The sequence below is a fragment of the Pseudomonas sp. MEJ086 genome (assembly GCF_030209025.1).
Lineage (GTDB): Bacteria > Pseudomonadota > Gammaproteobacteria > Pseudomonadales > Pseudomonadaceae > Aquipseudomonas > Aquipseudomonas fulva_A.
On sequence record NZ_JARVSV010000026.1, the window covers coordinates 206,129 to 228,660 of the forward strand.

A 22,532-nucleotide genomic window follows, 5' to 3' on the forward strand; every position below is an offset into this window, starting at 1 on the left:
ACGCTGCATATGCGCCTGGTCCGCCACCGCGGATTGCCGATCGCCAGAAAAGAAAAGGGCGGCCCGAGGGCCGCCCTTTTCAGTACTGCAGGACCGATCAGTGAGACGAAGCGCCACTGGCGCCCAGGCCGGTGTGCGAGCGCACGAACTGCGGCAGGAACAGCGCACGTTCCTCTGCAGCCGATTCGGACTTGTCGGTGATCGAGAAGAACCAGATACCGACGAAGGCCACGATGATGGAGAACAGCGCCGGGTATTCGTACGGGAAGATCGCCTTCTCGTGACCGAGCACCGTGACCCAGATGGTTGGGCCGAGCACCATCAGTACCACGGCGGTGATCAGGCCGAGCCAGCCACCGACCATCGCGCCACGGGTGGTCAGGTTCTTCCAGTACATGCTCAGGAACAGTACGGGGAAGTTACAGCTCGCCGCGATGGAGAACGCCAGACCCACCATGAAGGCGATGTTCTGTTTCTCGAAGAGAATCCCCAGGCCGATGGCCAGGATACCCAGGCACACGGTGGTGATCTTCGATACGCGCAGCTCGTCCTTCTCGTTGACGTTGCCCTTCTTGAACACGCTGGCGTACAGGTCGTGGGAAACCGCCGAAGCGCCCGCCAGGGTCAGACCGGCAACCACCGCGAGGATGGTGGCGAAGGCCACGGCCGAGATGAAGCCCAGGAAGATGCTGCCACCCACGGCATTGGCCAGGTGCACCGCCGCCATGTTGTTACCGCCCAGCAGAGCGCCAGCAGCGTCCTTGAAGGCCGGGTTGGTGCTGACCAGCAGGATCGCGCCGAAACCGATGATGAAGGTCAGGATGTAGAAGTAACCGATGAAGCCGGTGGCGTAGAACACCGATTTACGGGCTTCCTTGGCATCGCCAACGGTGAAGAAGCGCATCAGGATGTGCGGCAGACCGGCAGTACCGAACATCAGCGCCAGGCCGAGGGAGATCGCCGAGATCGGGTCTTTCACCAGGCCACCGGGGCTCATGATCCTCTCGCCGTTGGCGTGAACCTTGATCGCTTCGGTGAACAGGGTGTTGAAGTTGAAGTCGACGTGCTTCATCACCATGAACGCCATGAACGACGCACCGGAAAGCAGCAACACCGCCTTGATGATCTGCACCCAGGTGGTGGCCAGCATGCCGCCGAACAGCACGTACATCACCATCAGGATACCGACCAGCACGACCGCCACATGGTATTGCAGGCCGAACAGCAGCTCGATCAGCTTGCCTGCACCGACCATCTGCGCGATCAGGTAGAAAGCCACCACCACCAGCGACCCGCTGGCTGACAGGGTACGGATTTCCTTCTGCTTGAGGCGATAGGACGCCACGTCGGCAAAGGTGTATTTGCCCAGGTTGCGCAGGCGTTCGGCGATCAGGAAGAGGATCACCGGCCAGCCGACCAGGAAGCCGATCGAGTAGATCAGGCCGTCGTAGCCGGACGTGAACACCAGGGCGGAAATACCCAGGAAGGACGCCGCCGACATGTAGTCACCAGCGATTGCCAAGCCGTTCTGGAAGCCTGTGATACCGCCCCCCGCGGTATAGAAATCAGACGTCGACTTGCTGCGTTTGGAGGCCCAGTAGGTGATGCACAGGGTGCCACCGACGAAAGCCAGGAACATCAGGATCGCGGGCGTATTGACTGCCTGACGCTGAACGTCGCCGGTCAATGCATCGGCCCACAAGGTCGGGGCCAGGGCCATCAGGGCCAACGTGGAGAGGATACGGCCGATCATTTGCCCACCTCATCCAGGATCACCTGATTCAGGTTGTCGAATTCGCTGTTGGCGCGGCGCACGTAGATGCCGGTCAGCACGAAGGCCGAGAGGATTACGCCGAGGCCCACTGGAATGCCCCAGGTGATCGGAGAACCTTCGGTGATGCGGGTTCCCAGCCAGCCGGGCACGAAGGCGATGAGCAGGATGAAGCCGATATAGATGCCAAGCATGATGGCGGAAAGTATCCAGGCGAATTTTTCACGCTTGGCTACTAGCTCCTTGAAGTGCGGACTTTGCTCGATCCGCCGGTAGATGCTGTCGTTCATTTTATTGTTATCCTCCACAGCAGGATGCTGGTATGGATAACTGTAAGTCAGCATTCAACTTCCGACAGACGACCTTAGTCGAAACCCCCTCCCTTTTAGACCAAAGTCTAATGCCCGGCGCACTCAGCGCCGCTGCTGGTACTGCTGCGTGCCCTGCCCCGGATATCGCTGAATCTGGTAACCGTTCGGGTACTCGGTGCTCTGGCGAATGCCGCCACGGGTCTCGAAGGTCGAGCTGCGCTGGCCGCTTTCATAACGGCTTGAATCGATGCCTTGCGGTATGCGCTGGCCACCATACAGGTTGTAACGCTCCTGACGCTCATAGGTGTCGACGCTGCCACTGGCACCCGGGCTGACGTAAGCCTTGGGAATCACGCGGATGGTCTGCGGCGCGCGCTCGTCGGCAGATGCACCGGTGGCGGTCAGCACAGCCAGCATCAGGGTAAAACCGATCAGTGATTTCATCTCGAACTCCGATAGCGTTCAGGCGCCAGGTGATCACGCCCTCGCCCCATGTCTAGCTGAGACAGCGCGCAGCGCGGATCATTTGCGACTCAATGCCTCGCCGATCCCATAAAAGTGACCGCCGGCTACGTGATGGATGCTGCGCCAGGCGGGATCGGCCTCCTCGAAGTGCCAGCGCCCGTCACGAAACACCCGCGAATCGGCCCACGCAGCGGTCACCTCGGCGATGAACAGGTCGTAGGTCTGCTGGTTGTGCGGCTCTACGATCAGGCGGCAGGCCAGCCATGCCGAGCAGCCCGCGACGAATGGCAGATTCTGATCGCCCAGGGCGATGAGTTCGACGCCGGTAGTGGCCAGCTTGTCGGGCTCATCGTTCAAGCTGCGCGAACCGACCTGGTGAGTCAGTTCCAGCTGCGCGGCAGTGGGCACCTGAATGACTAATCGACCGCTACGCTCGACCAGCGCACGGGTGGCGGTGATCTTGTCCAGTACCACGGTCAGCTTGGGCGGGTCGAAATCCAGGGCACAAGCCCAGGCGGCGGCCATCACCCCGTCGACGCCGTCATGGCGTGCGGATACCAGCACCGTGGGGCCGTGGTTGAGCAACCGGTAGGCCTTGTCCAGGCTCACGGGCTTGATCGGGTTGTCCATCGTTGCGCCTCTGCGAAACTCGAAAACGGCAATGTACAACATCGCACCTCGCGAGCCACGACGTGATCGCCCGGACGGCCACTCGCGCGCTAGAATCGGCGCCCGTGCAGGCTTTGCTCGAGCCCTCCATCCCATTCAGGTGCAGCATGACGCCAGGCGTCGTCCACCTGCCAGCTAACAGTGGTGACACCATGATCGAGGTAACCGAAGTTTCCATCGCCCAACTGCGCGCTGCGCTTGAGGCGGGCCGCACCACAGCGGTCGAACTGGTCAAAGCCTACCTCGCCAGGATCGACGCCTATGACGGCCCGCAGACGGCCACCGCGCTGAACGCCGTGGTGGTGCGCAACCCGGACGCGCTGCTCGAGGCAGAGGCATCCGACGCCCGCCGCGCCCGTGGCGAAACCCGCGGCCCGCTCGATGGCATCCCCTACACCGCAAAGGACAGCTACCTGGTCAAGGGGCTGACCGCCGCCTCGGGCAGCCCGGCCTTCAAGGACCTGCTCGCCCACCGCGACGCCTTCACCGTCGAACGCCTGCGCGCTGCCGGCGCCATCTGCCTGGGCAAGACCAACATGCCGCCGATGGCCAACGGTGGCATGCAGCGTGGCGTCTATGGCCGCGCCGAAAGCCCGTACAACGCCAGCTACCTGACCGCCCCGTTCGCCTCGGGCTCCTCGAACGGGGCTGGTACTGCGACGGCTGCCAGTTTCGCCGCCTTTGGCCTCGCCGAGGAAACCTGGTCGAGCGGTCGTGGCCCGGCTTCGAACAATGGCTTGTGCGCCTATACGCCGTCGCGCGGGGTGATCTCGGTGCGCGGCAACTGGCCGCTGACGCCAACCATGGACGTGGTGGTGCCCTACGCGCGAAGCATGGTCGATCTGCTCGAAGTGCTGGACGTGGTCGTCGCCGATGACCCCGACACTCGGGGCGACCTGTGGCGCCTGCAGCCCTGGGTGCCGATCCCCGCCGCCTCCTCGGTAAGACCCGACCGCTATCAGGCACTGGCTGTGGGTGCGGACGCACTGGCCGGCAAACGCTTCGGCGTGCCACGCATGTTCATCAATGCCGACCCGGACGCAGGCACCAGCGACTCGCCAGGCATCGGCGGGCCAACCGGGCAGCGTATCAACACCCGTGCCTCGGTGATCGCGCTATGGGAGAACGCCCGTAAGGCGCTGGAAAGTGCCGGCGCCGAAGTGATCGAGGTGGACTTCCCGCTGGTTTCCAACTGCGAGGGCGACCGCCCTGGCGCCTCGACGGTGTTCAACCGTGGCCTGGTTTCCAAAGAGTTTCTGCATGACGAACTCTGGGAACTGTCAGCCTGGGCCTTCGACGACTTCCTGCGTGCCAATGGCGATCCGAAACTGAACCGTTTGGCGGACGTCGATGGGCCGCAGATTTTCCCCCACGACCCAGGCACCCTGCCCAACCGCGAGGACGATCTGGCCGCCGGGATGGACGAGTACGTGCGCATGGCCGAACGCGGCATCACGCCGTGGAACGAGATCGCCACGCTGCCCGATGGCCTGCGAGGGCTGGAGAAGACCCGGCAGATCGATCTCGAACAGTGGATGGACGCGCTCGGGCTCGACGCCGTGCTCTTCCCTACCGTCGCCGACGTGGGCCCAGCGGATGCCGACATCAACCCGGCTTCCGCCGATATCGCCTGGAGCAACGGCATCTGGGTCGCCAACGGCAACCTCGCCATTCGCCACCTCGGCGTGCCCACGGTGACCGTGCCGATGGGTGTGATGGCGGATATCGGCATGCCCGTCGGGCTGACCTTCGCCGGCCGCGCCTACGATGACTCGGCGCTGCTGCGACTGGCCTGCGCCTATGAGTCGACAGGTTCGCAACGCCAGATTCCACCGCGCACCCCGCCGCTGTCGAAAGCCGAGTGATGAGCCCGCGTGATTGTCGAGCTGCAAGCGACAATCACGCTCACGCTGTATCGCCTGACCGAGCAGCAACTGGCCTGCCAGCGTGGCTAGCGGGATAAGCTCGGGCTGGAGCCCATCCCCCTCATCACTGCATTCGCAATTCGAATGATAGACCGGCGAATTATGCGTTTTACGGAAGAATGCACCCGACACATACTTTCGCCATAGGCTCACTACACCCCGGGTGGAGAAACTCGCATTAACCGCCTTTTCGGACATCGCGAATGCTGTCGATAAGCGCAACGGATGCATGAACAGGAACGATATGTTGTCGAACAGCGATAAGAACTTGGAAGCGATCAATGTCTCGATCGCCTGGGATGGATTCAAGGCATTCCTGCCCATTTCGGCCTTCGTCGTGCTGTTCGGGCTGGCTTTCGGGCTGGCCGCCACGCAGACCGGGCTGAGCACCGAGACCAGCCTCGTCATGAGCGCACTGGTCTTCGCCGGGGCATCGCAGTTCGCGGCGCTGGATCTGTGGGGCACGCACATACCACTAGTGCCTCTGGCGCTGACGGTGTTCGCGATCAATGCCCGTCACCTGCTGATGGGTGCCACGCTGTACCCCTGGCTGAGCAACCTGCCGCCAGCCAAACGCTACGGCGTCATGCTGGTCGCCTCCGATGCCAACTGGGCCATGTCCATGCAGGCCTTCGGTTCTGGCAAGCCAGGACTGGGGCTGCTGCTCGGTGGCGGCCTGGCGCTGTGGTCAGCCTGGCTGCTGGGAACCTGGCTGGGTATCTATTTTGGCAGTGCAATCGACGACCCCGTGAGCTTTGGCCTGGACATGGTCATGGGCTGTTTCCTGCTGGCCATGGTGGTCGGTGGCAAGAAGGATCTGCGGATTTTGATCATCTGGACGGTCGCTGCGTGCGCCTCGCTGCTGGCCTACTGGTATTTGCCCAGCAACAGCCATGTGGTGGTCGGTGCCTTGGCGGGCGGCGTGCTCGGTGCCTTGTGGATGGAGAAGCAAGCATGATGATCGAATCGACGGGTTCCGGCGCCATGATCGTCGTCATCGTGATGGCGGTGGTGACGCTCGCCACCCGTTGGGGCGGTATTTTCGTCATGTCGTTCGTGCCGATAAACCTCAGAACCCAGCAGTTCATCAGTGCCATGTCCGGCTCGGTACTGGTGGCACTGCTGGCGCCCCTGGCACTTGAAGGCGACAACGGTGCACGGCTGGCATTGGCGAGCACGGCGGTTGTCATGCTGCTGGTCAAGAAACCACTGCCGGCGATTGCCGCGGGGATACTGGTTGCCGCTCTCGTCAGGCAAACGGGGCTTTAAACCGCAGCCTGGCGCTGCCATCACGCGTGGTCAGCGCGGCATCCAACATTGCGCCAGCGCATTGAATACTTGCCAATTCGCCAATTTTTTATGCGCGAGCGCTCACCTATACTGGCTGACGAATATCATCGTGCTGGTCACTCTCGCCTTCCCGGACTCCTGCAATGCAGGGGCAGGAACTGCTCAGTCAGAGCCCGTCACAAGCCACTCCAGGCCCAGTTCCTGGCGCCAGGCGCCAGGCGCCAGGCGCCATCGCTCAGGCCAGCCGAAAGATAGTTTTTTGAGTCTCCGAAATGACAGGCCACGCCTGGCATCTCGTCCCAGTATCCGGTAATCGATCATGAAAACAGAACAAGGCATCCTGCGCCTATCCATCGCCGTCACCCTGCTGCTAGCGGGTGGCGGTATCCTCTTTGGTCTCTTGTCGGGGTCCTTCTCCATCGTCTTCGACGGGGTCTACTCGCTCGCCGATGCCAGCATGAGTGGCCTGGCACTGATCGTCGCCACGCTGATCCGCAAGCACACGTCCAACAGCGACGCCAACCGCCGCCTCGCCGAGCGCTTCAATATGGGGTTCTGGCACCTGGAGCCCATGGTGCTGGCGCTCAACGGCACCTTGCTGTGCGGCGTGACGCTGTACGCGCTGATCAATGCGGTCGGCAGCCTGCTGGCAGGCGGCAAACCTCTCGACTTCGGCTTCGCGATCATCTACGCGCTCGTGGCAACCATCGCCTGCTTCAGCCTGGCCGCCCTGGAGTTTCGCGCCAACAAACTCATCCGCTCGGACTTCGTGGCCCTGGATGCCAAGGCCTGGGTGATGTCCGGGAGCATCTCGCTGGCATTGTTGATCGCCTTCATGCTGGGCGAGGTTACCGCCTCGACCACCTATGGCTGGCTTGGCCCCTACATCGACCCGGCGGTGCTGGCGATCATCTGCCTGGTGATTCTGCCCATGCCGCTGCTGACCATCCGCCAGGCAATGGCCGATATCCTGCTGGTCACGCCGCCAGCGCTGAAGATGCACGTCGACGAGGTAGCCTCCGGCGTGGTCGCCCAACAGGGCTTCGTCGGCTATGAAGCCTACGTCGCCAAGGTGGGCCGTGCCCTGCAGGTCGAGCTGTACTTCATCGTGCCTGCCGACTGGCCAGCCCAGACCCTGGACGACTGGGACCGGCTGCGCGACGCCATCGGCGAAGCGATTGGCGACGAAGGCCCCAACCGCTGGCTGACCATCGCCTTCACCACCGATCCGCAATGGGCCAGGTAGCGGCCCTGCTGGCGAGTGAGCAGATCGATATGCACGCTCCAAGCAACAAAGCGTCAACCTCGGGGCTGTAGATCACTCCCGAGCCAGCTATTAAGGTGCGGCCACTAGCATTCCACGAGGGCTTTGGCCATGGCATCCGTTCGCTTCCAGTACATCTTCGACCCCCTGTGTGGCTGGTGCTACGCCAGCTCCCCTGCATTGGCCACGCTGGCACAGGCCTGGCCTGAACGCCTCGAAATGCGCCCCAGTGGTCTGTTTTCCGGCCCGGGTGCGCGGGCGATGTCCGCCGAGTGGGCGGGCTACGCGTGGAGCAACGATCAACGCATTGCCGCGGCGACCGGCGAAGCGTTCAGCGAGGCATACCGCGACAAGGTGCTGATGGATGACGCCACGCCATTCGACTCGACATACATCAACCGGGCGCTGACCGCCGTCCAGCAGATCGGCGCCGAGCTGGAGCCCGGCCTGCTCAGGCAGCTGCAGGTCGCCAGGTACGTGGCGGGCAGCAACACCGCCATCGTTCAGGTCGTCGCCGACGTGACGGCAGGGTTTCTCGGCGACGCCGGCCACACCATCGACGCCACGGAGCTGGGTCAGCGCCTGGAAACGGATGACGCGCTGACCCGACAGACGCAAACACGCATCGACACCACTCAACAATTGATGAACAGACTTGGCATCCGTGGCGTACCGCAACTGCTGGTACAGGTCGATGAGACGCTTCACGCCATTCCCTCGGCGGCGCTGTATCAAGGGCGTGACGTACTGCTGGGCGAGCTGCGCAAAGTGGCTGGAAGCGCACTGGGCTGATCGCGCCTCTGCGCGTTTTCGAGCCCACGAACCTCGGGAGATCCCATGCCCGACTTCACCGGCAAGACGCTGCGCCTGCCTTTGCCGCAATGGCAGGGCGGCCCCCAACCGGATCTCATGGGGCTCGGCACTGTCAGCCCCTCTTCGCTCGCCGAGCCAGGCAGCCAGCCGGTGATCGAATGATTCAAGGCCACAGGCGCCAGGCACCTGGCCATTCACTTCAACCTCGATGCGCTGGATCCAGCGCTTTTCCGAGGGCTGCTGTTCGCTAACCCCGCAATGCCCAAAGGCACCTTCGATGGCGTAGCGCAAGGCCAACTGAGCATGGCGCAGGTCGTCGAGGTGTTGAGTGATCTCTCAGCCAACGCCGATGTAGTCGGCATCGGAATCGCCGAACATCTGCCCTGGGACGCCCTGGCGCTCAAAACGATGCTGGCCAGGCTTCCGCTGATTGGAGCACGCGACAGTTAAGCCTCTCTAGCCAGCGAGCTGGCCCTGTTCAGACGCTTGCCTATCTGCCAGCCCGCGCAACACGGCGATATCCCGCTTGGGCGGCGCGCCGAACAGGCGGCTGTATTCGCGGCTGAATTGTGAGGGGCTTTCGTAGCCGACCTTGAAAGCAGCGCTGGAAACGTCCAGATGCTCGTTGAGCATCAGCCGTTTGGCTTCGTTCAGGCGTAGCCACTTCTGGTACTGCAGCGGGCTCATGGCGGTGAGCTGGCGAAAATGATGATGGAAGGTCGGTGAACTCATCTGCACGCGGGCGGCCAGCTCCTCGACACGCAGTGACATGGCGAAATTGAGTTTCAACCAGTCGATGGCCTTGGCGATGCGGTAACCCTGGCCATCGACGGAGGTGATCTGGCGCAGCTTGCCAGCCTGATCGCTCATCAACAGCCGGTAGTGAATCTCACGCTGGATCAACGGTGCGAGTACGGGGATGGCCTCCGGCTCATCGAGCAACGCCAGCAGCCGCTCGAAAGATGCCAGCAGCGGCGCGGTGACCCCGCCGATCCCCACCCCCGTGCCCGCAGATCGATCACGGCTGGTCGGCAGACCGCCCTCGGCGATCAGCTCGGCCAACACGCGCAGATCGAGCTTCAGGGTCAGCCCCAGGCAGGGCCGCTGCGGGCTCGCCACCAGCACTTCGGAATTGGCGGGCAGGTTCAGCGAAGTAACCAGGAAACGCGAAGGATCATACGGGTAGCCTTCGCCGCCGACCCACAGGCGCTTCTCTCCCTGAGCGACGAGGATGATGCTCGGCTCGACCATGCACACTACCGGCGGCGAGGGCTCTTCTCGCCTGAAGAAGCCGAGCCCGGCAATAGCGGTTTTCTCATCACCCGGGCGGGCAATGCGCGCTCCAATATGCTGCGTGAGCGACTCATGTAGCGATGCGATTGGCGCGTTGTGTCTGTTCATCGTCAAGCCTGTATCTGCTTCGTCATCGCACTCTAACCCGCTCGCTCCGCCCTTCCCATCGAAAGCCGGCAAGCCCATCGGATCGGGCAAGTAATCCAGCGAAATGCGCTACAGACCGCGTGGGCGGCTGCGCAGAATGGCACGGACTGCGACAGAACAGCGATCGCATCACCACCGGAGTGCATTCAATGAACAACTCGTTTTCACGCCTGGGGCTGATCCAGAGCGCCCTTTTTGCCGGCATCACAGCTTTCGCCAGCGTGTCGGCCGCACTGGCCCAGGAAGCGCAACGCGAGCCAGGAGAAAAGACCATGACGCTTACCCAGCAGTGGGACAAGACGTTCCCGCAAAGCACCAAGGTCGACCATCAGAAAGTGACCTTCAAGAACCGCTATGGCATCACCCTGGCAGCCGATCTGTACCTGCCCAGGGAGCGCGGCAGCCAGCCGCTCCCGGCACTGGCTGTAAGTGGCCCGTTCGGTGCGGTGAAAGAGCAGTCGTCCGGCCTGTATGCGCAGACCATGGCCGAGCGCGGCTACGTGACGCTGGCGTTTGACCCCTCCTATACCGGCGAAAGCAGCGGCGAGCCCCGCGACCTGGCCTCGCCGGACATCAATACCGAGGACTTCAGCGCCGCGGTCGATTTTCTGGGGTTACAGAAGTCGGTTGATCGCGAACGCATCGGCATCATCGGGATTTGCGGTTGGGGCGGTATGGGCCTTAGTGCAGCGGCAGTCGACACGCGTATCAAGGCCGTGGTCACCACCGTCATGTATGACATGTCCCGTGTCATGGCCAAGGGCCTGAACGACAGCCTGACGCCAGAACAACGCGCACAAACGCTGGAGCAGCTGAGCCAGCAGCGCTGGGTCGACGCGCAGAATGGCACTGCAATGCCGGGGCCGCGCATCCTGCCTGAGAAGCTCAGCGGCAGCGACGGCGCGGTCATCGAGGAGTTCTTCGACTATTACCGCACGCCACGCGGCTTCCACAAGAACTCGCCGAACTCCAATGGCGCCTGGACCACCACCACACCGCTGCCGTTCATGAATTTGCCGCTGCTGACCAACATCGCGGACATTTCACCACGGCCGATTCTGATCATCGCCGGTGAACATGCGCATTCGCGCTACTTCAGCGAGGACGCCTTCAAGGCGGCTGCACACCCCAAGGATCTGTTGATCGTCAGGGACGCCAACCATGTAGATCTTTATGACCGCATGGACAAAATCCCCTTCGAGACGATCACCCATTTCTTCGACAAGAATCTCAAGTAACCACTGCCAAGCCTGACCGAGCGCAACATGCCTGCGCCCGGCCAGGCTTCACGTTTCAGTTGCAAACGCCCTCTCAGTGCGCCCGCCCCAGCCTTCGATCCACCCCGAATACGCCATTCGCCGGCCCGTTGCGGCTGAACACTGCCCTACCGAATAGCGTTCACGAAACACAGGACTCACTTATGTCCCCTACACCCATTTCGTTACCGCCCCAGGCTCCACACGGCTGGGGCGCAGTGCTTGCCATGTCGCTCGCCGCATTCGCCCTGGTCGCCTCCGAGTTCATGCCGGTCAGCCTGCTCACGCCGATTGCAGCGGATCTGCAGATCACCGAGGGCCAGGCTGGCCAGGGTATCGCCGTGTCGGGGCTGTTCGCCCTGCTCACCAGCCTGGTCATCGCGGCCATAGCAGCACGTGTCGATCGCAAAAGGCTGCTGCTCTCACTGACGCTGCTGATGATCGTCTCGGGAACGGTGGTGGCGTTCGCACCGAACTACCTGATCTTCATGCTGGGCCGCGCCCTGATCGGCGTGGCCATCGGTGGCTTCTGGTCGTTGTCGGCGGCGACGGCGATGCGCCTGGTGTCCAAGGATCAGGTGCCCCGGGCACTGGCCATCGTCAACGGCGGCAACGCTCTGGCGACAGTCGTTGCAGCACCCCTGGGCAGTTTTCTCGGCTCGCTGATCGGTTGGCGCGGCGCATTTTTCTGCATCGTGCCGGTCGCCACACTTGCCGCTGTCTGGCTGCTGCTTAGCCTGCCTTCGATCAAAACGGAGCGCAGCGGCAAAAGCAGCAATGTCTTTCGGCTGATGAAGAACCTGCCCGTGGCGCTGGGCATGGTCGCAGTGAGTGTCTTTTTCATGGGCCAGTTCGTGCTGTTCACCTACCTGCGCCCGTTTCTGGAAACCGTCACTCAGGTCGGTATCAGCATACTGTCGCTCATGCTACTGGTACTGGGCGTGGCCGGTTTGGTGGGCACCTTCGTGATCGAGGTATTTCTGAAAAGAGGCCTGTATCGCACGCTCATCGCCATCCCGCTGCTGATGGCGGCAATTGCACTGGCGCTGATTCATTTCGGTGGCTCGGCCGCCACCACGACCCTATTGCTTGGCCTCTGGGGGCTGGTGGCGACGGCTGCGCCAGTCGGCTGGTGGACCTGGCTGGCGAAAAACCTGCCAGACGATGCCGAAGCGGGCGGAGGGCTGATGGTGGCGATCATCCAGCTGGCGATAGCCCTGGGCGCCACCGTTGGAGGGCTGGTGTTCGACCTGAGTGGCTATCGGGCAACCTTCGAATCGAGTGCAGCACTGCTGGTGGTCGCCGCTGTTCTCGCCTGCCTGGCGGGGCGTGCCGCGCTACAGGCACCATCGATGGCATCGCGTACTGCGGCGTGACGCAATCGAGGCAAGGCACACGCCTGCGTGCCTTGCCTCGACCCTCAACGGGCGCTGTCGATGATCTGGCCACCATCGGGTGTCAGGCTGTAACCAGTCAGGAACTGCGCATCCTTGCTGGCGAGAAACAGCACCACCGGTGCGATGTCCTGTTCCGGCGAGCCATGACGGGCCAGCGCATTGCTAGGCGTGGGCACATCGACCGCAGCTCCCCAGGTGTCTGCAATCGGCAGCACGTTGTTGACGGTGATCCTGTCTGCCCCCCATTCCCGCGCCGCCGAACGCGTCAGGGCCCGCACCGCCTCCTTGGCCATGTTGTAGGGCGCATAGCCCGGCAGGCCGACCACACCGGCCAACGAGCCGAAGTTGATGACCCGCCCCTCCCCGCTGGCTTTGAGGTACGGATAGCAGGCCTGCATGGTGCACAGGTAGGCGACCGGCCCCATGGCGAAGTTGCGTTGCAATTTCTCGACCGAGAGTTCGAGCACCGATGACGTCACTGCCGCGGGGTCGAAGGCGTTGTTGACCAGAATATCGATACGGCCATAGACCGCTACCACCTTGTCCACCGCTGCGCTGACCTGCCCGGCATCGGCGATGTCGCAGACCACACCGAGGGCCACGCCGCCAGCCGCACGAATATCGGCGACCACGCGCTCGACGTTTTCAGGTGTGCGCGACAGCACCGCGACACTGGCACCTTCTGCAGCGAACAGCTTGGCGGTGGCGCGGCCGATGCCGCGACCAGCGCCAGTGACGATGGCAACTTTTCCGTTGAGCCGGGACATAGCTCGATCTCCAATTCAGTTGGGGGAAGTTTGCTGGGCGACAACCATCGGCCCGTAGGGGGATGCAAGCTCGCGGGCAGCGTTCTGAGTGACGAAGGAAGCACCCAGCAGTAGCAGACCGATCAGTGCCGGCAGCGCGCCACCGGGCTTGCGCACACCGATGTGCGCAAGCCCGGACAGCAACAGATGAAAGAACATGCCGGCATAGGCAAGATCACTGAGCACCACACTGAAACGCGACAACATCGTGGCCACCGCCAGCAGCTTCACGGCGGTGAGCAGCGGCACCAGGTAGGCCGGGTAACCGAGATCAGCGAGGGCCTGACGAACCCAGTCACGCTTGACGATGTACAGCGTGGCGGAAGCCAGGTAGAGCAGAGACAGCAGCGCGGTGCTGAACCAATAGAGGTAACTTTCGATCATGCTATTTCATTCCTGGATAGGGTTTTCGCATCGAACCGGGGCTACGATGTCGTCTAAGATGAAAAGCCACAAGTAGGATGAAAAAGTGATAGTTAGTATGGAAAACCAGACTAAAGACGCCGAACAGGTCAACATGCACGAGGAAATGCGCCGCGCATTCGCGCTGCTCTCGGGCAAGTGGAAACTGGAAGTCATGTGGCTGCTGAACCAGCGTGTCTATCGCTTTGGCGAGCTGCGCAAAGCCATCCCCGGTATCACCCAGCACATGCTGACAGCGCAGTTGCGCGAGCTGGAAAGCGACGGGCTGGTGACACGCACCGTGTTCGCGGAAGTGCCACCCCGAGTCGAATACGAAATGACCACCAAGGCACGCGCCCTCGGCCCGACCATGGAGGCACTGATGCAATGGTGGAGCGAATACGGCAACAGCGTGCCGGTAAAGCCCAACCCTAGAGGCCGCAAGCCGAGGGATGCTTGAAACGCGTATGGCAGTGCGGTCGGCGGGCTGAAGCCCATCCTACGGGGGCTGCAAGCCAGCAGGTGGACTAACGGATTGAGAGCTGAAGCTCCCTATCCATCGACAATGCCAATCAGCCCCTGCTCGGGCCGTGACGATCACTGAATCGGAAGCGAATCCGTGCCTTCAGGCTTCATCGCGGTCCTGGGTCGCGGCTTCCTTGTCTTCGGACTTTTCATCCTCGGCTTTCTCGCCATTGAGCCACGACTGGGTGGACTCCTGAGCACTGTCTATCTGCTCGCTGAGTTGCTTCGCGGAATCGCTGAAGGTGTCCTTGGCAATTTGCGCGGCACTTTCCTTGGCGTCTTCAACGGCTTTGTTCGCCGCGTTTTCCGCGGCATCGCAGCCACTGAGCACGATGACGCTGATGGCACCGATAGCCAGATACTTCATTGCGAACTTCATATACGCCTCACTCATCGATAGTCGAAACGAAGCTGCTCGTGCAGCCCTCGAAAACGCGGCGATTATGGCGATGGCGAATGTAAAAAATTCGTTAAAACAGCCGGTCCGAGGCGCCCGCCTTTGTATCGACATATGTGGGGCCATCAGGCGTTCGAGACGTCGACCTGGCCTGAACCACGCTAGCTTATGGCGGGATGCAAAGGCCGCTCCCCCAACCGCTCTACCAGCCTGATCAGGTAGCCGTCGGGGTCCTGGATGAGCAACTCGCGCTGGCCGACCTCCAGGGCGTCAACCCTGTACCAGGTATCGGTGCAGCCTCGAAACAGGCTGCAGCCCGCCAGGCCAAGGCGATGGATGACGGGGCCGACTGCGGGAACGTCCACCTGCAGATTGATGCCCCTTCCGAATGGCCTGGCCAATGGCGCTGTGAGCCATTGGCCTGCCGAGACGTCAACCTGCTCGAGCATGACCTGAGCGCCATCCAGATCCAGATAGGCGAATCCGTCTTCGGCCCGCTGGTACGCCACCCTGAACCCCAGGCAGGAGACCCAGAACGCCAGGCTGCTTTGCAGGTCGGTGACCATCAGTTCGGGGACCAGCTTGTTGCGATGAAACATGAGCGGCCTCCATGCCATCAAGGGCGATCGTCACACTCGCGGGGCATTCCAGAAACAGAAAAACCCGCTTCATGCGGGTTTCAATGGAGATCAATGTCTGGTGCCGGAGATAGGAATCGAACCTACGACCTTCGCGTTACGAGTGCGCTGCTCTACCGACTGAGCTACACCGGCGGGAGACGCATTATTCAGCAGGCCAAGCACGCCACTCAAGCGCTTTTTCGCCGGCACGGCACCTGCTATCAGCCGACCAGTTCGATACGGTCTTCGTGGATATGGATCAGCCCCTGCTTGTACAGGCCACCAATGGCTTTCTTGAAGTTGCCCTTGCTGACCCGGAACATGGCGCTGATACGTTCCGGCGAGCTCTTGTCGCTGAGCTCCAGAACGCCGCCGCTTTCGCGCAGGCGATCGAGAATCTGCTCACTGAGGCCACCGGCTGCCTGCTGACCGATCGGTTGCAGGCTGAGGCTGATCTTGCCGTCGCCGCGCATCTCCTTGATGAAGCCGGGTTGGCGAATGCCGGGGCGCATGAAGCCGATCACTTCGTTCTTGTGGATCAGCCCCCAGTGCTTGCCGTTGATGATCGCCTTGAAGCCCATGTCGGTGGGCTCGACCACCAGCAGATCGACTTCCTCGCCAGCCTTGTAGGTGGCCGGCAGCTTGTCCAGATAGCGGTCCAGGCGTGCGGTCGCAGTGATGCGACGGCTGCGTTTGTCGACGAACACGTGGACCACGCAGTAATCACCAATCTGCAGCGGGCGCTTTTCTTCGGAGTGTGGCAGCAGCAGATCCTTGGGCAACCCCCAGTCGAGGAACAGGCCAACGCGATTGATGTCGACCACCTTCAGGCTGGCGAACTCGCCGACCTGCACTTTGGGTTTCTCGGTGGTGGCGATCAGCTTGTCTTCGCTGTCCAGATAGACGAACACGTTGAGCCAGTCTTCCACCTCGCTCGGCGTCTCCTTGGGGATGTAGCGTTTGGGCAGCAGGATTTCGCCATCCGCCCCGCCATCCAGATACAGACCGAAGTCGGTGTGCTTGACGACCTGCAAGGAATTCATACGTCCGATAACAGCCATGGTGCCTACCCTCATTTTCAGGCCGGCAGTTTACCCGACTCGCCCGCCGGATTCTCGGCTGTGCGGACCAGGTGCGACGCATTTTCTGCCCACTGGTCATTGAATGAACAGCGAAGCGCCTCACGGTGGTACAATAGGCGGCCATCTTGATTCTCGAGTAGGTTAAATGGCCGTCATGCGCGTCAAAGCATCCCAGAGCAAAGCTAAACCCGCCCCAGCGGTGGAAACCAGCGAATCGATCAACGCCCAGATAGCGGCGTTTCTTCAGTCCGGTGGCAAGATCCAGGAAATCGCCAAAGGCGTGAGTGGCCAGACCAACGGTCCAGCTAGCCGCCACATTACTATCGCCAAGAAGTAATACCGGTCTGTATCGGCCTGTAGCGTCTGCGTGCCAGGCGCCAGGTCGGCAACCCTCCCCTCGCCCGTCCGGGCAATGATTTGAACGACTTATTTCTCGTCTTCGCCGCTTGTCGCTGGCGATGAGCACACGCATGTTTCAGAATGATGACACCCGCCTTCAGCGCGGTCGGTTGCTACCGACTCGGCGTCGTGTCCGCCTGCCATGCAGTGAACCGATGGGCCAGAGCGCGAGCGGGCATGTCGATCACTGGCAACTCCCCGAGGAATATAAGTGCGTTTTTTCAGCCCATGGCTGCAGCGGCCTGTCAGTGCTCTGACGGCGCTGGTTGTCCTGTTCATTGCTCTTCCGCTTGTCAGCCGCTACACCCTGGGCTGGTCACACCCCTTCGGTTACCTCTCGGACCTGGCCATCGGCAGCCTGCTGCTGTGGCTGGTCATGCGCCGCGGCCTGCTGCTGGGCATCCCGCTGATTATCGGCTGGGTGACGCTCAACCTCGGCACAGTGGAATTGGTCAGTGCCGTCGGCCGCATGCCGGAGCCGGCAGACCTGCACTACCTGACCGATGCACAGTTCCTCAGCCACTCGACCCAAGGCGGCGGCCTCACTCATCCCTGGCTGGCTGCCGGGCTGATCGCGACTGCCCTGGCGTTCTTCGTGCTCCTGGCCATCGGCCGCAAACAGCGCGCCAGCAAACCCTCGCCCGCCTGGCTGCTCTTGCCGCTCGGCCTGCTCGCCGCTCATGGTATCTATCAGTACCGCAGCCCCAGCGAAGCGGACCAGTGGCTGCAATTCAACCTGCCACACAAGTGGCTGGCGGAAGGCATCAGCGCCGCGCAGATCGGTGTCGAAAACTGGATCGCCAGGGGGCAGCCAAGCAGCCCGCCAGATGTGACCGGGCTGACCCGACTGGACATGGACGGCACCTCGCTGCTGAGCGAGCCAGGCCGCGCGCGCAATGTTCTGATCATCACCCTGGAGGGCATTCCCGGCGCCTACATCGCCGCCAGTCGCCAGGCCATCGGCAGCAGCTACCAGGCCGATCCGATGCCGCGCCTGAGCCAATGGGCCGAGCGCGGCATGCTGACCCATGATTACGTGCTGCACGGCCACCAGACCATTCGCGGGCTCTACGCGATGCTCTGTGGTGACTACGACAAGCTCGCGTCGGGCACGCCGAAAGGCATCGAGCTGCTGGCCAATGCCGAGCGCAGCGCTCAGTGTCTGCCCGCGCAACTGCGCGAACAGGGTTTCAGCACGCACTTCCTGCAGGGAGCCGGGCTGCGCTTCATGGCCAAGGACCAGATCATGCCACGCATGGGGTTCGACAAGACCCTCGGCCGCGACTGGTTCCGCAACACACCGTATCTCGACTTCGCCTGGGGCATGGACGACAAAGCCTACTTCGAAGGCGCGCTGACCTACGTCGACGGCCTGCGCAAGCAGAAAGCGCCGTGGATGCTGACTCTGCTCACCGTCGGCACCCACCAGCCCTACTCCGCCCCGGCCGACTACCTCGACCGTCACCCCAGCGCCAAGCAGGCCGCCATCGCCTACCTGGACGACGCCGTTGGCGAGTTTCTCGAGGCGCTCGACACGCGTGGCGTACTCGACGACACCCTGGTGATCGTCACCTCCGACGAGTCCCATGGCATCGAGAACGTACGCCTGGCTTCAGCCTGGGGCTTCAACCTCATGCTCGCGCCGGAGCAGGCCCAGTTGCCATCGATCAAGGGCGGCGTTTACGGGCATGTCGACCTGACCGCCTCGGTTCTCGACTATTTCGCCCTGCCCTTGCCGGCGGATATCGCTGGCCGCTCGATGCTGCGTGACTACGCCCAGGGCCGCGAAATCATCTCCTATACCAATGGCCTGCTGCGTGAACACGACGGCCACGGCACGCTCACCGAGTGCAACTTCCAGCAGGTCTGCCGCCGTTATGCCAGCCCGGGTTTCATCGCCGATCACGCCGACTACCTGGGTCGCGTCAGTGGCAAACCGGCGCGCCTGGTGAGTCAGCGCGCCGAGCTGCTGGATCGCTCGCTCAGTGATGGTCAGGGCAACCAGTTGCTGCAGTTCGCCAGCAACGAACGCATTCGCCTGCGCACCACACCGGGCGACGACTGGGCCGACAACCTGATCGGCGCCCAGTACCTGGAGTTGCCGAAGGGCACGCAAACCACGGTGACCCTCAAGGTCAATGCGCTGAAGATGGCCAAGTCGGGCGCCACGCTGCGCCTGAAGACCAAGGAGTTCGATCGCGACGTGCTGATCAACATCCCGGAGATTCCGCTGCTCAGGGAGGGCCAGCCACTGGAGCTCAGCTTCTCCTTCGACAACCTCGATACGCGCAAGGCATTTTCCTTCCACCTGGTGGGTGAAGGTAAGGGCTCCATCGAGATCACCGATTTCAGCGTCGAGACGCGGCCGATGGAAGCCGAACTGCTGGCTGCCCAGGCAGAGGAAGAAAGCGAAGAGCTGGCCCAGTGAGCGACGCGCGTCGGGCTCAGTAAATCGCGTAGCGCCGTTCGATTTCTGCGTACTCGCCGCTCGCGCGAATGGCGGCCAGCCCGCGGTCGAAGCGATCACGCAACGCCTCGTCATGCAGCCCCAGGTGGTAGGCCGTGGCCGGAAACAGCAGGTGTTCGGTGACTGGCTGACCGACATCGACCTGGGCATACACCTCGCGATTGAAGTAATGCAGGATGCGCCGGTCACCGATCACCACATCCACACGCCCGCTGTAGAGCAGCCGATTGCGGGCGACCTGCTGGGCTTCTTCGTGATAACGCGGATTGCTCTCGGCCATCTGCCGAAAGTCGTCGCCGAGCAGGAAGCGCGCACGCTGGAAGGCGCGAACCGAGTAGTGGCGAAGATCAGCGATGCTTTCGATGCGATAGCCCCGGGAGGCCAGCGACATGGCGACGTTCTGATAGTGGATGTAAGGCTGCGAATAGAAACGCGCCACTCCCCCCTTCGGATTGGTCGTGGTCATGGCGTCGATCTCGCCCATGCTGAACGACCGATGCAGGCGCTCCATGGGCGAGTAGTAAGGCTTTACCGTAAAGCCGGCGGCACGTGCTGCGGCGATTACCACATCGTACTCGAGCCCTCTGTTCTCTCGTTCGAAGACATAGGGCGGCTTGTGGGTGCCGAAGCCGATTTTCAGCTCCTCGGCCACACAGTCAAGCGCCAGGAGCGACAGCCCGACCACCCACCACTTCATGCGCATAGCTGCCACTCATCGGCTCCGTAGTCAGTTGGTATAGCGGGGTCGAATCAGGCTGTCCAGCACGGGAAATTGCCGCCCGTGCCACAGCTTACCAACGACTGCGTCAGTTACCGATTGTCAAACCAGCGTCGCCCTCGGCCCCAGCCCATCGAACACCTCTGGAGTGAGCGCCGCGAGACCGTGCCGATCGAGCACCTCGCGGGGATGTTGTTCTCCCGGGAAGGTACTGTCGATCATGCTCAGCAACTGGGAGCCACGCGGCGTGAGAATGAAGTTCTCGCCATTGCCACCCTCGCTTTGCGGTCGCGGGGCGATGAAGCCGCCAGCGAGCAGCGTGGCTTCGTAGCGGTCGGCCTGAGCCTTGAGCCCGTCGACATCCTTCACTTCCTGCCCGGCCTGCTGCAGCGCCTCGGCCAGCTCCTCGGCACAGCGGCGCGGCACGAACGCCTGGCCAGCGCTGTTCTGCACATCGTGCAGGATGCGCTCGATGAGATCCCAGTTATGGGTTTGGGTCTGAGTCGTCATATCATCATCTCCCAGCATTCGGGCACCCGATGGGACTATCGGATGCGGCGCTCGCAGGCACCTGTAAAACTGTGACGTCGCTGCACTGAGCAAGGTTCGCCCTATCTGCTCGAACGCAGCCTGAACCAAGGCAAACGGCGCCAGTCTGAGGCGCATCTCCCCCTTCGCACAAAGGACTCACCCATGCTCCGCCGGCCACCGCTGCGCCCCGTTCTCAGCGCCCTGCTTCTGGCGACCATCGCGCCGTCGGTACTGGCGGCCGAGCCGCTGCGGCTCAAGCACCTGTACCGCTGTGAAGACGTACTGGATCGGCAGCGCCAGACCTTCTGCCTCGATGCCCGAGGCATGGCCAACGGCGAGCTGCAGGTGCTGCTCGATGGCAAGCCGCTGCCCGCCAGTGCCGTGGACCGCCGCGATGGCCTGCGCATCAGCCTGGACAGAGACGCTTACCGCAGCGGCCCGCTATGGCTGCAACAGGGTGACGCCGTCAGCAATCCGGTGTGGCTGTCCATGGCGGGCAGCCACGTGCTGGCAGCCAAGCCCGGTGAAGTGGCCAAGAACATGGATGGCCTGAACACCTATGTCGACCTGGTCAGTGTGGTCATCGAAGAAGACGCCAAGGGTCTCGACACGGCCAGGGCTCTGGCGAAGAAATACGGCGCTGAAGTGGTCGGCGCGATTCCCCCGCTCAATACCTTCCAGTTGCGCCTGCCGGCCAAGGACCTTGTCCAGCGCGACGCCATGGTGCTGCGCCTGGGTAGCGAGTTGAGCGTGGACGCCGTGGTCATCGAGGAGTCCTCGGCGGAGGAGCAGGAGGCGCCGGCCGGCGAGTCCGCGGATGCTCATCTCGATGAAGAGGAATGGGCGGCGAACCGCTTCATCGACGCGGTGAACTACTACCAGCGGCGCATCCCTTCGAAACGCTCGCCCATCGACACCAAACCGGTACGCATCGGGCTGATCGAGCGCAATGTCGACTTCGACGCTCCGGACTTCAAGGACTACCTCGGCGCCGCCGAACGCGAGGGCCATACCCCTCACACCCGCCTGTACAGCCGCGACGCCGACAAACCCAACGGGCACGGCTCGACCGTGGCGGGTATTCTCGCCGCGCGCTGGGACAACGGCGGCAATACCGGCTTCCTGCGTGGGCTGGATGGCGCCGGCCCGGGCTTCGAGGTGATCGTCGACCGCAATTCGGATGCCGGCATCACCGCCAACATCGCGGCCTCGGTCAACCTGGTCGAAGACGGTGTTCGCGTGCTGAACTGGAGCTGGGGCATCCACCGCGTGGGCGCCAAGAACATCCATGGCGACGAGATCGATTCGCTGGTGCGCTCGGGCATTGCCATGAGCGGTTACGAGGAACTGCTGGAGGAGTTCTTCCTGTGGCTGCGTCGCGAGCACCCGGATGTCGTGGTGATCAACTCCGCTGGCAACGGTGCATCATTCTCCGGCGCCGACGATTACCGCCTGCCCTCCTCCTTCGTCACCGAACAATTGTTCGTGGTCGGCGGTCACCAGCGCAGCGAACGCAAGGATGTCGCGGTCGACGACCCGGCTTACGTCACCCGACGCAGCTCGTCGAACGTCGATACCCGTGTCGACATCACCGCTGCCGCTTGCGTGCGCGCCTCCACCGCAGAAGAAGGCAAACAGGGCAGCGTGCATTGCGGCACCTCCTATGCCACGCCGCTTGTCGCGGGCGTGGTTGCTTCACTTATGTCGATCAACCCCGAGCTGCATCCCGATCAGCTGCGCATGCTGCTGCGCCGCAGTGCCATGACCATCGGTGAGGAATTCGACTTCGAGCCAACCGATGCCGACGACCTGACGGCCCCCATTCTGCCCTCCGAGCGCGGCTTCGATCTGAAGGACAAGGACATCGGCCGTTCGGCCAGGCTGGACATGCAAAAAGCCCTGGATCTGACGGTGCGCAGCCTGGACAGCGTGAAATAGCGCACTGGCCGAAAGCCTGAACCTTCACGCTTGGCGGGCACTCAAT

General features: G+C 62.5%; 25 protein-coding genes and 1 tRNA gene. 13 read left to right on the top strand and 13 right to left on the bottom strand.

Features of this window, described 5'->3' with window-relative positions; translation table 11 throughout:
- Window positions 1-97 precede the first annotated feature (97 nt).
- The 4 genes from QRN22_RS18015 to QRN22_RS18030 form a co-directional block, all read right to left on the bottom strand.
- Window positions 98-1,753: a cation acetate symporter gene (locus tag QRN22_RS18015; protein ID WP_042554390.1), complete on the bottom strand. Its 1,656-nt coding sequence runs from the start codon at window positions 1,751-1,753 to the stop codon at window positions 98-100.
- Window positions 1,750-2,061, bottom strand: coding sequence for a DUF485 domain-containing protein (locus tag QRN22_RS18020; RefSeq protein ID WP_042554391.1), 312 nt, complete (start codon window positions 2,059-2,061; stop codon window positions 1,750-1,752). Before QRN22_RS18020 ends, QRN22_RS18015 begins: the two co-directional genes overlap by 4 nt.
- Before the next feature lie 123 nt (window positions 2,062-2,184).
- On the bottom strand, window positions 2,185-2,526 hold the full coding sequence (locus QRN22_RS18025; RefSeq protein ID WP_042554392.1) for a hypothetical protein: 342 nt from the start codon (window positions 2,524-2,526) through the stop codon (window positions 2,185-2,187).
- A gap of 78 nt (window positions 2,527-2,604) precedes the next feature.
- Window positions 2,605-3,177, bottom strand: coding sequence for a flavin reductase family protein (locus tag QRN22_RS18030; protein WP_042554393.1), 573 nt, complete (start codon window positions 3,175-3,177; stop codon window positions 2,605-2,607).
- Between the two features lie 191 nt (window positions 3,178-3,368).
- Here QRN22_RS18030 and QRN22_RS18035 point away from each other — a divergent pair, with 191 nt between their 5' ends.
- The 7 genes from QRN22_RS18035 to QRN22_RS26485 all read left to right on the top strand — a co-directional run bounded on the left by QRN22_RS18035 (window position 3,369) and on the right by QRN22_RS26485 (window position 8,958).
- Window positions 3,369-5,081 carry an amidase gene (locus QRN22_RS18035; RefSeq protein ID WP_042554394.1) on the top strand — a complete coding sequence of 571 codons (1,713 nt, stop codon included), beginning with the start codon at window positions 3,369-3,371 and terminating at the stop codon, window positions 5,079-5,081.
- A 304-nt stretch (window positions 5,082-5,385) separates the two neighbouring features.
- The gene (locus QRN22_RS18040; protein WP_179540091.1) at window positions 5,386-6,099 is read left to right on the top strand and encodes an AzlC family ABC transporter permease; all 714 of its coding nucleotides are present in this window, start codon (window positions 5,386-5,388) and stop codon (window positions 6,097-6,099) included.
- Window positions 6,096-6,410, top strand: coding sequence for an AzlD family protein (locus tag QRN22_RS18045; protein ID WP_042554395.1), 315 nt, complete (start codon window positions 6,096-6,098; stop codon window positions 6,408-6,410). Before QRN22_RS18040 ends, QRN22_RS18045 begins: the two co-directional genes overlap by 4 nt.
- 340 nt (window positions 6,411-6,750) lie before the next feature.
- Complete coding sequence (locus tag QRN22_RS18050; RefSeq protein ID WP_042554396.1) at window positions 6,751-7,677, top strand: cation diffusion facilitator family transporter; 927 nt, start codon at window positions 6,751-6,753, stop codon at window positions 7,675-7,677.
- Between the two features lie 129 nt (window positions 7,678-7,806).
- Window positions 7,807-8,487 carry a DsbA family protein gene (locus tag QRN22_RS18055; RefSeq protein ID WP_042554397.1) on the top strand — a complete coding sequence of 227 codons (681 nt, stop codon included), beginning with the start codon at window positions 7,807-7,809 and terminating at the stop codon, window positions 8,485-8,487.
- A gap of 45 nt (window positions 8,488-8,532) precedes the next feature.
- Entirely contained in the window at window positions 8,533-8,670 is a 138-nt protein-coding gene (locus QRN22_RS26480) for a hypothetical protein (protein WP_156152714.1), read from the top strand.
- A 141-nt stretch (window positions 8,671-8,811) separates the two neighbouring features.
- Window positions 8,812-8,958 carry a hypothetical protein gene (locus tag QRN22_RS26485; RefSeq protein ID WP_156152715.1) on the top strand — a complete coding sequence of 49 codons (147 nt, stop codon included), beginning with the start codon at window positions 8,812-8,814 and terminating at the stop codon, window positions 8,956-8,958.
- Between the two features lie 6 nt (window positions 8,959-8,964).
- Here QRN22_RS26485 and QRN22_RS18065 read toward each other — a convergent pair whose 3' ends face one another.
- Window positions 8,965-9,909: an AraC family transcriptional regulator gene (locus QRN22_RS18065; RefSeq protein ID WP_042554398.1), complete on the bottom strand. Its 945-nt coding sequence runs from the start codon at window positions 9,907-9,909 to the stop codon at window positions 8,965-8,967.
- Between the two features lie 311 nt (window positions 9,910-10,220).
- Here QRN22_RS18065 and QRN22_RS18070 point away from each other — a divergent pair, with 311 nt between their 5' ends.
- Both QRN22_RS18070 and QRN22_RS18075 read left to right on the top strand, forming a co-directional pair.
- Complete coding sequence (locus QRN22_RS18070) at window positions 10,221-11,186, top strand: alpha/beta hydrolase (protein ID WP_231570174.1); 966 nt, start codon at window positions 10,221-10,223, stop codon at window positions 11,184-11,186.
- A 182-nt stretch (window positions 11,187-11,368) separates the two neighbouring features.
- Window positions 11,369-12,580, top strand: a complete 1,212-nt coding sequence (locus tag QRN22_RS18075) for an MFS transporter (protein ID WP_042554400.1) — start codon at window positions 11,369-11,371, stop codon at window positions 12,578-12,580.
- A 44-nt stretch (window positions 12,581-12,624) separates the two neighbouring features.
- Here the strand turns inward: QRN22_RS18075 and QRN22_RS18080 are convergent, their stop codons facing one another.
- Window positions 12,625-13,368, bottom strand: coding sequence for an SDR family NAD(P)-dependent oxidoreductase (locus QRN22_RS18080; protein ID WP_042554401.1), 744 nt, complete (start codon window positions 13,366-13,368; stop codon window positions 12,625-12,627).
- A gap of 15 nt (window positions 13,369-13,383) precedes the next feature.
- A complete protein-coding gene (locus tag QRN22_RS18085; RefSeq protein ID WP_042554402.1) occupies window positions 13,384-13,791 on the bottom strand; it encodes a DoxX family protein in 408 nt (135 codons plus the stop codon).
- Between the two features lie 97 nt (window positions 13,792-13,888).
- Here QRN22_RS18085 and QRN22_RS18090 point away from each other — a divergent pair, with 97 nt between their 5' ends.
- Window positions 13,889-14,269: a winged helix-turn-helix transcriptional regulator gene (locus QRN22_RS18090; protein WP_042554403.1), complete on the top strand. Its 381-nt coding sequence runs from the start codon at window positions 13,889-13,891 to the stop codon at window positions 14,267-14,269.
- A gap of 165 nt (window positions 14,270-14,434) precedes the next feature.
- Here QRN22_RS18090 and QRN22_RS18095 read toward each other — a convergent pair whose 3' ends face one another.
- From QRN22_RS18095 to QRN22_RS18110, 4 genes are all read right to left on the bottom strand, one after another.
- Window positions 14,435-14,713 carry a hypothetical protein gene (locus tag QRN22_RS18095; protein WP_042554404.1) on the bottom strand — a complete coding sequence of 93 codons (279 nt, stop codon included), beginning with the start codon at window positions 14,711-14,713 and terminating at the stop codon, window positions 14,435-14,437.
- 179 nt (window positions 14,714-14,892) lie between these two features.
- Window positions 14,893-15,330, bottom strand: coding sequence for a VOC family protein (locus QRN22_RS18100; protein ID WP_042554405.1), 438 nt, complete (start codon window positions 15,328-15,330; stop codon window positions 14,893-14,895).
- A gap of 98 nt (window positions 15,331-15,428) precedes the next feature.
- Window positions 15,429-15,504 (bottom strand) — tRNA-Thr (locus QRN22_RS18105).
- A gap of 68 nt (window positions 15,505-15,572) precedes the next feature.
- Entirely contained in the window at window positions 15,573-16,412 is an 840-nt protein-coding gene (locus QRN22_RS18110) for a CvfB family protein (protein ID WP_042554406.1), read from the bottom strand.
- A 166-nt stretch (window positions 16,413-16,578) separates the two neighbouring features.
- Here QRN22_RS18110 and QRN22_RS18115 point away from each other — a divergent pair, with 166 nt between their 5' ends.
- Both QRN22_RS18115 and QRN22_RS18120 read left to right on the top strand, forming a co-directional pair.
- Complete coding sequence (locus QRN22_RS18115; protein WP_175154230.1) at window positions 16,579-16,770, top strand: PFL_1563 family small protein; 192 nt, start codon at window positions 16,579-16,581, stop codon at window positions 16,768-16,770.
- A gap of 273 nt (window positions 16,771-17,043) precedes the next feature.
- Window positions 17,044-19,260 (top strand): LTA synthase family protein, encoded by a 2,217-nt coding sequence (locus QRN22_RS18120; protein WP_156152716.1) that lies wholly within the window; start codon window positions 17,044-17,046, stop codon window positions 19,258-19,260.
- A gap of 16 nt (window positions 19,261-19,276) precedes the next feature.
- On the opposite strand, the gene QRN22_RS18125 is transcribed toward QRN22_RS18120, so the two are convergent.
- Window positions 19,277-20,002 carry a substrate-binding periplasmic protein gene (locus QRN22_RS18125; RefSeq protein ID WP_231570176.1) on the bottom strand — a complete coding sequence of 242 codons (726 nt, stop codon included), beginning with the start codon at window positions 20,000-20,002 and terminating at the stop codon, window positions 19,277-19,279.
- Between the two features lie 117 nt (window positions 20,003-20,119).
- Complete coding sequence (locus tag QRN22_RS18130) at window positions 20,120-20,527, bottom strand: hypothetical protein (RefSeq protein WP_042554407.1); 408 nt, start codon at window positions 20,525-20,527, stop codon at window positions 20,120-20,122.
- A gap of 183 nt (window positions 20,528-20,710) precedes the next feature.
- Between QRN22_RS18130 and QRN22_RS18135 the strand changes: the two genes are divergently transcribed.
- Complete coding sequence (locus tag QRN22_RS18135) at window positions 20,711-22,486, top strand: S8/S53 family peptidase (RefSeq protein ID WP_042554408.1); 1,776 nt, start codon at window positions 20,711-20,713, stop codon at window positions 22,484-22,486.
- Window positions 22,487-22,532 lie beyond the last annotated feature (46 nt).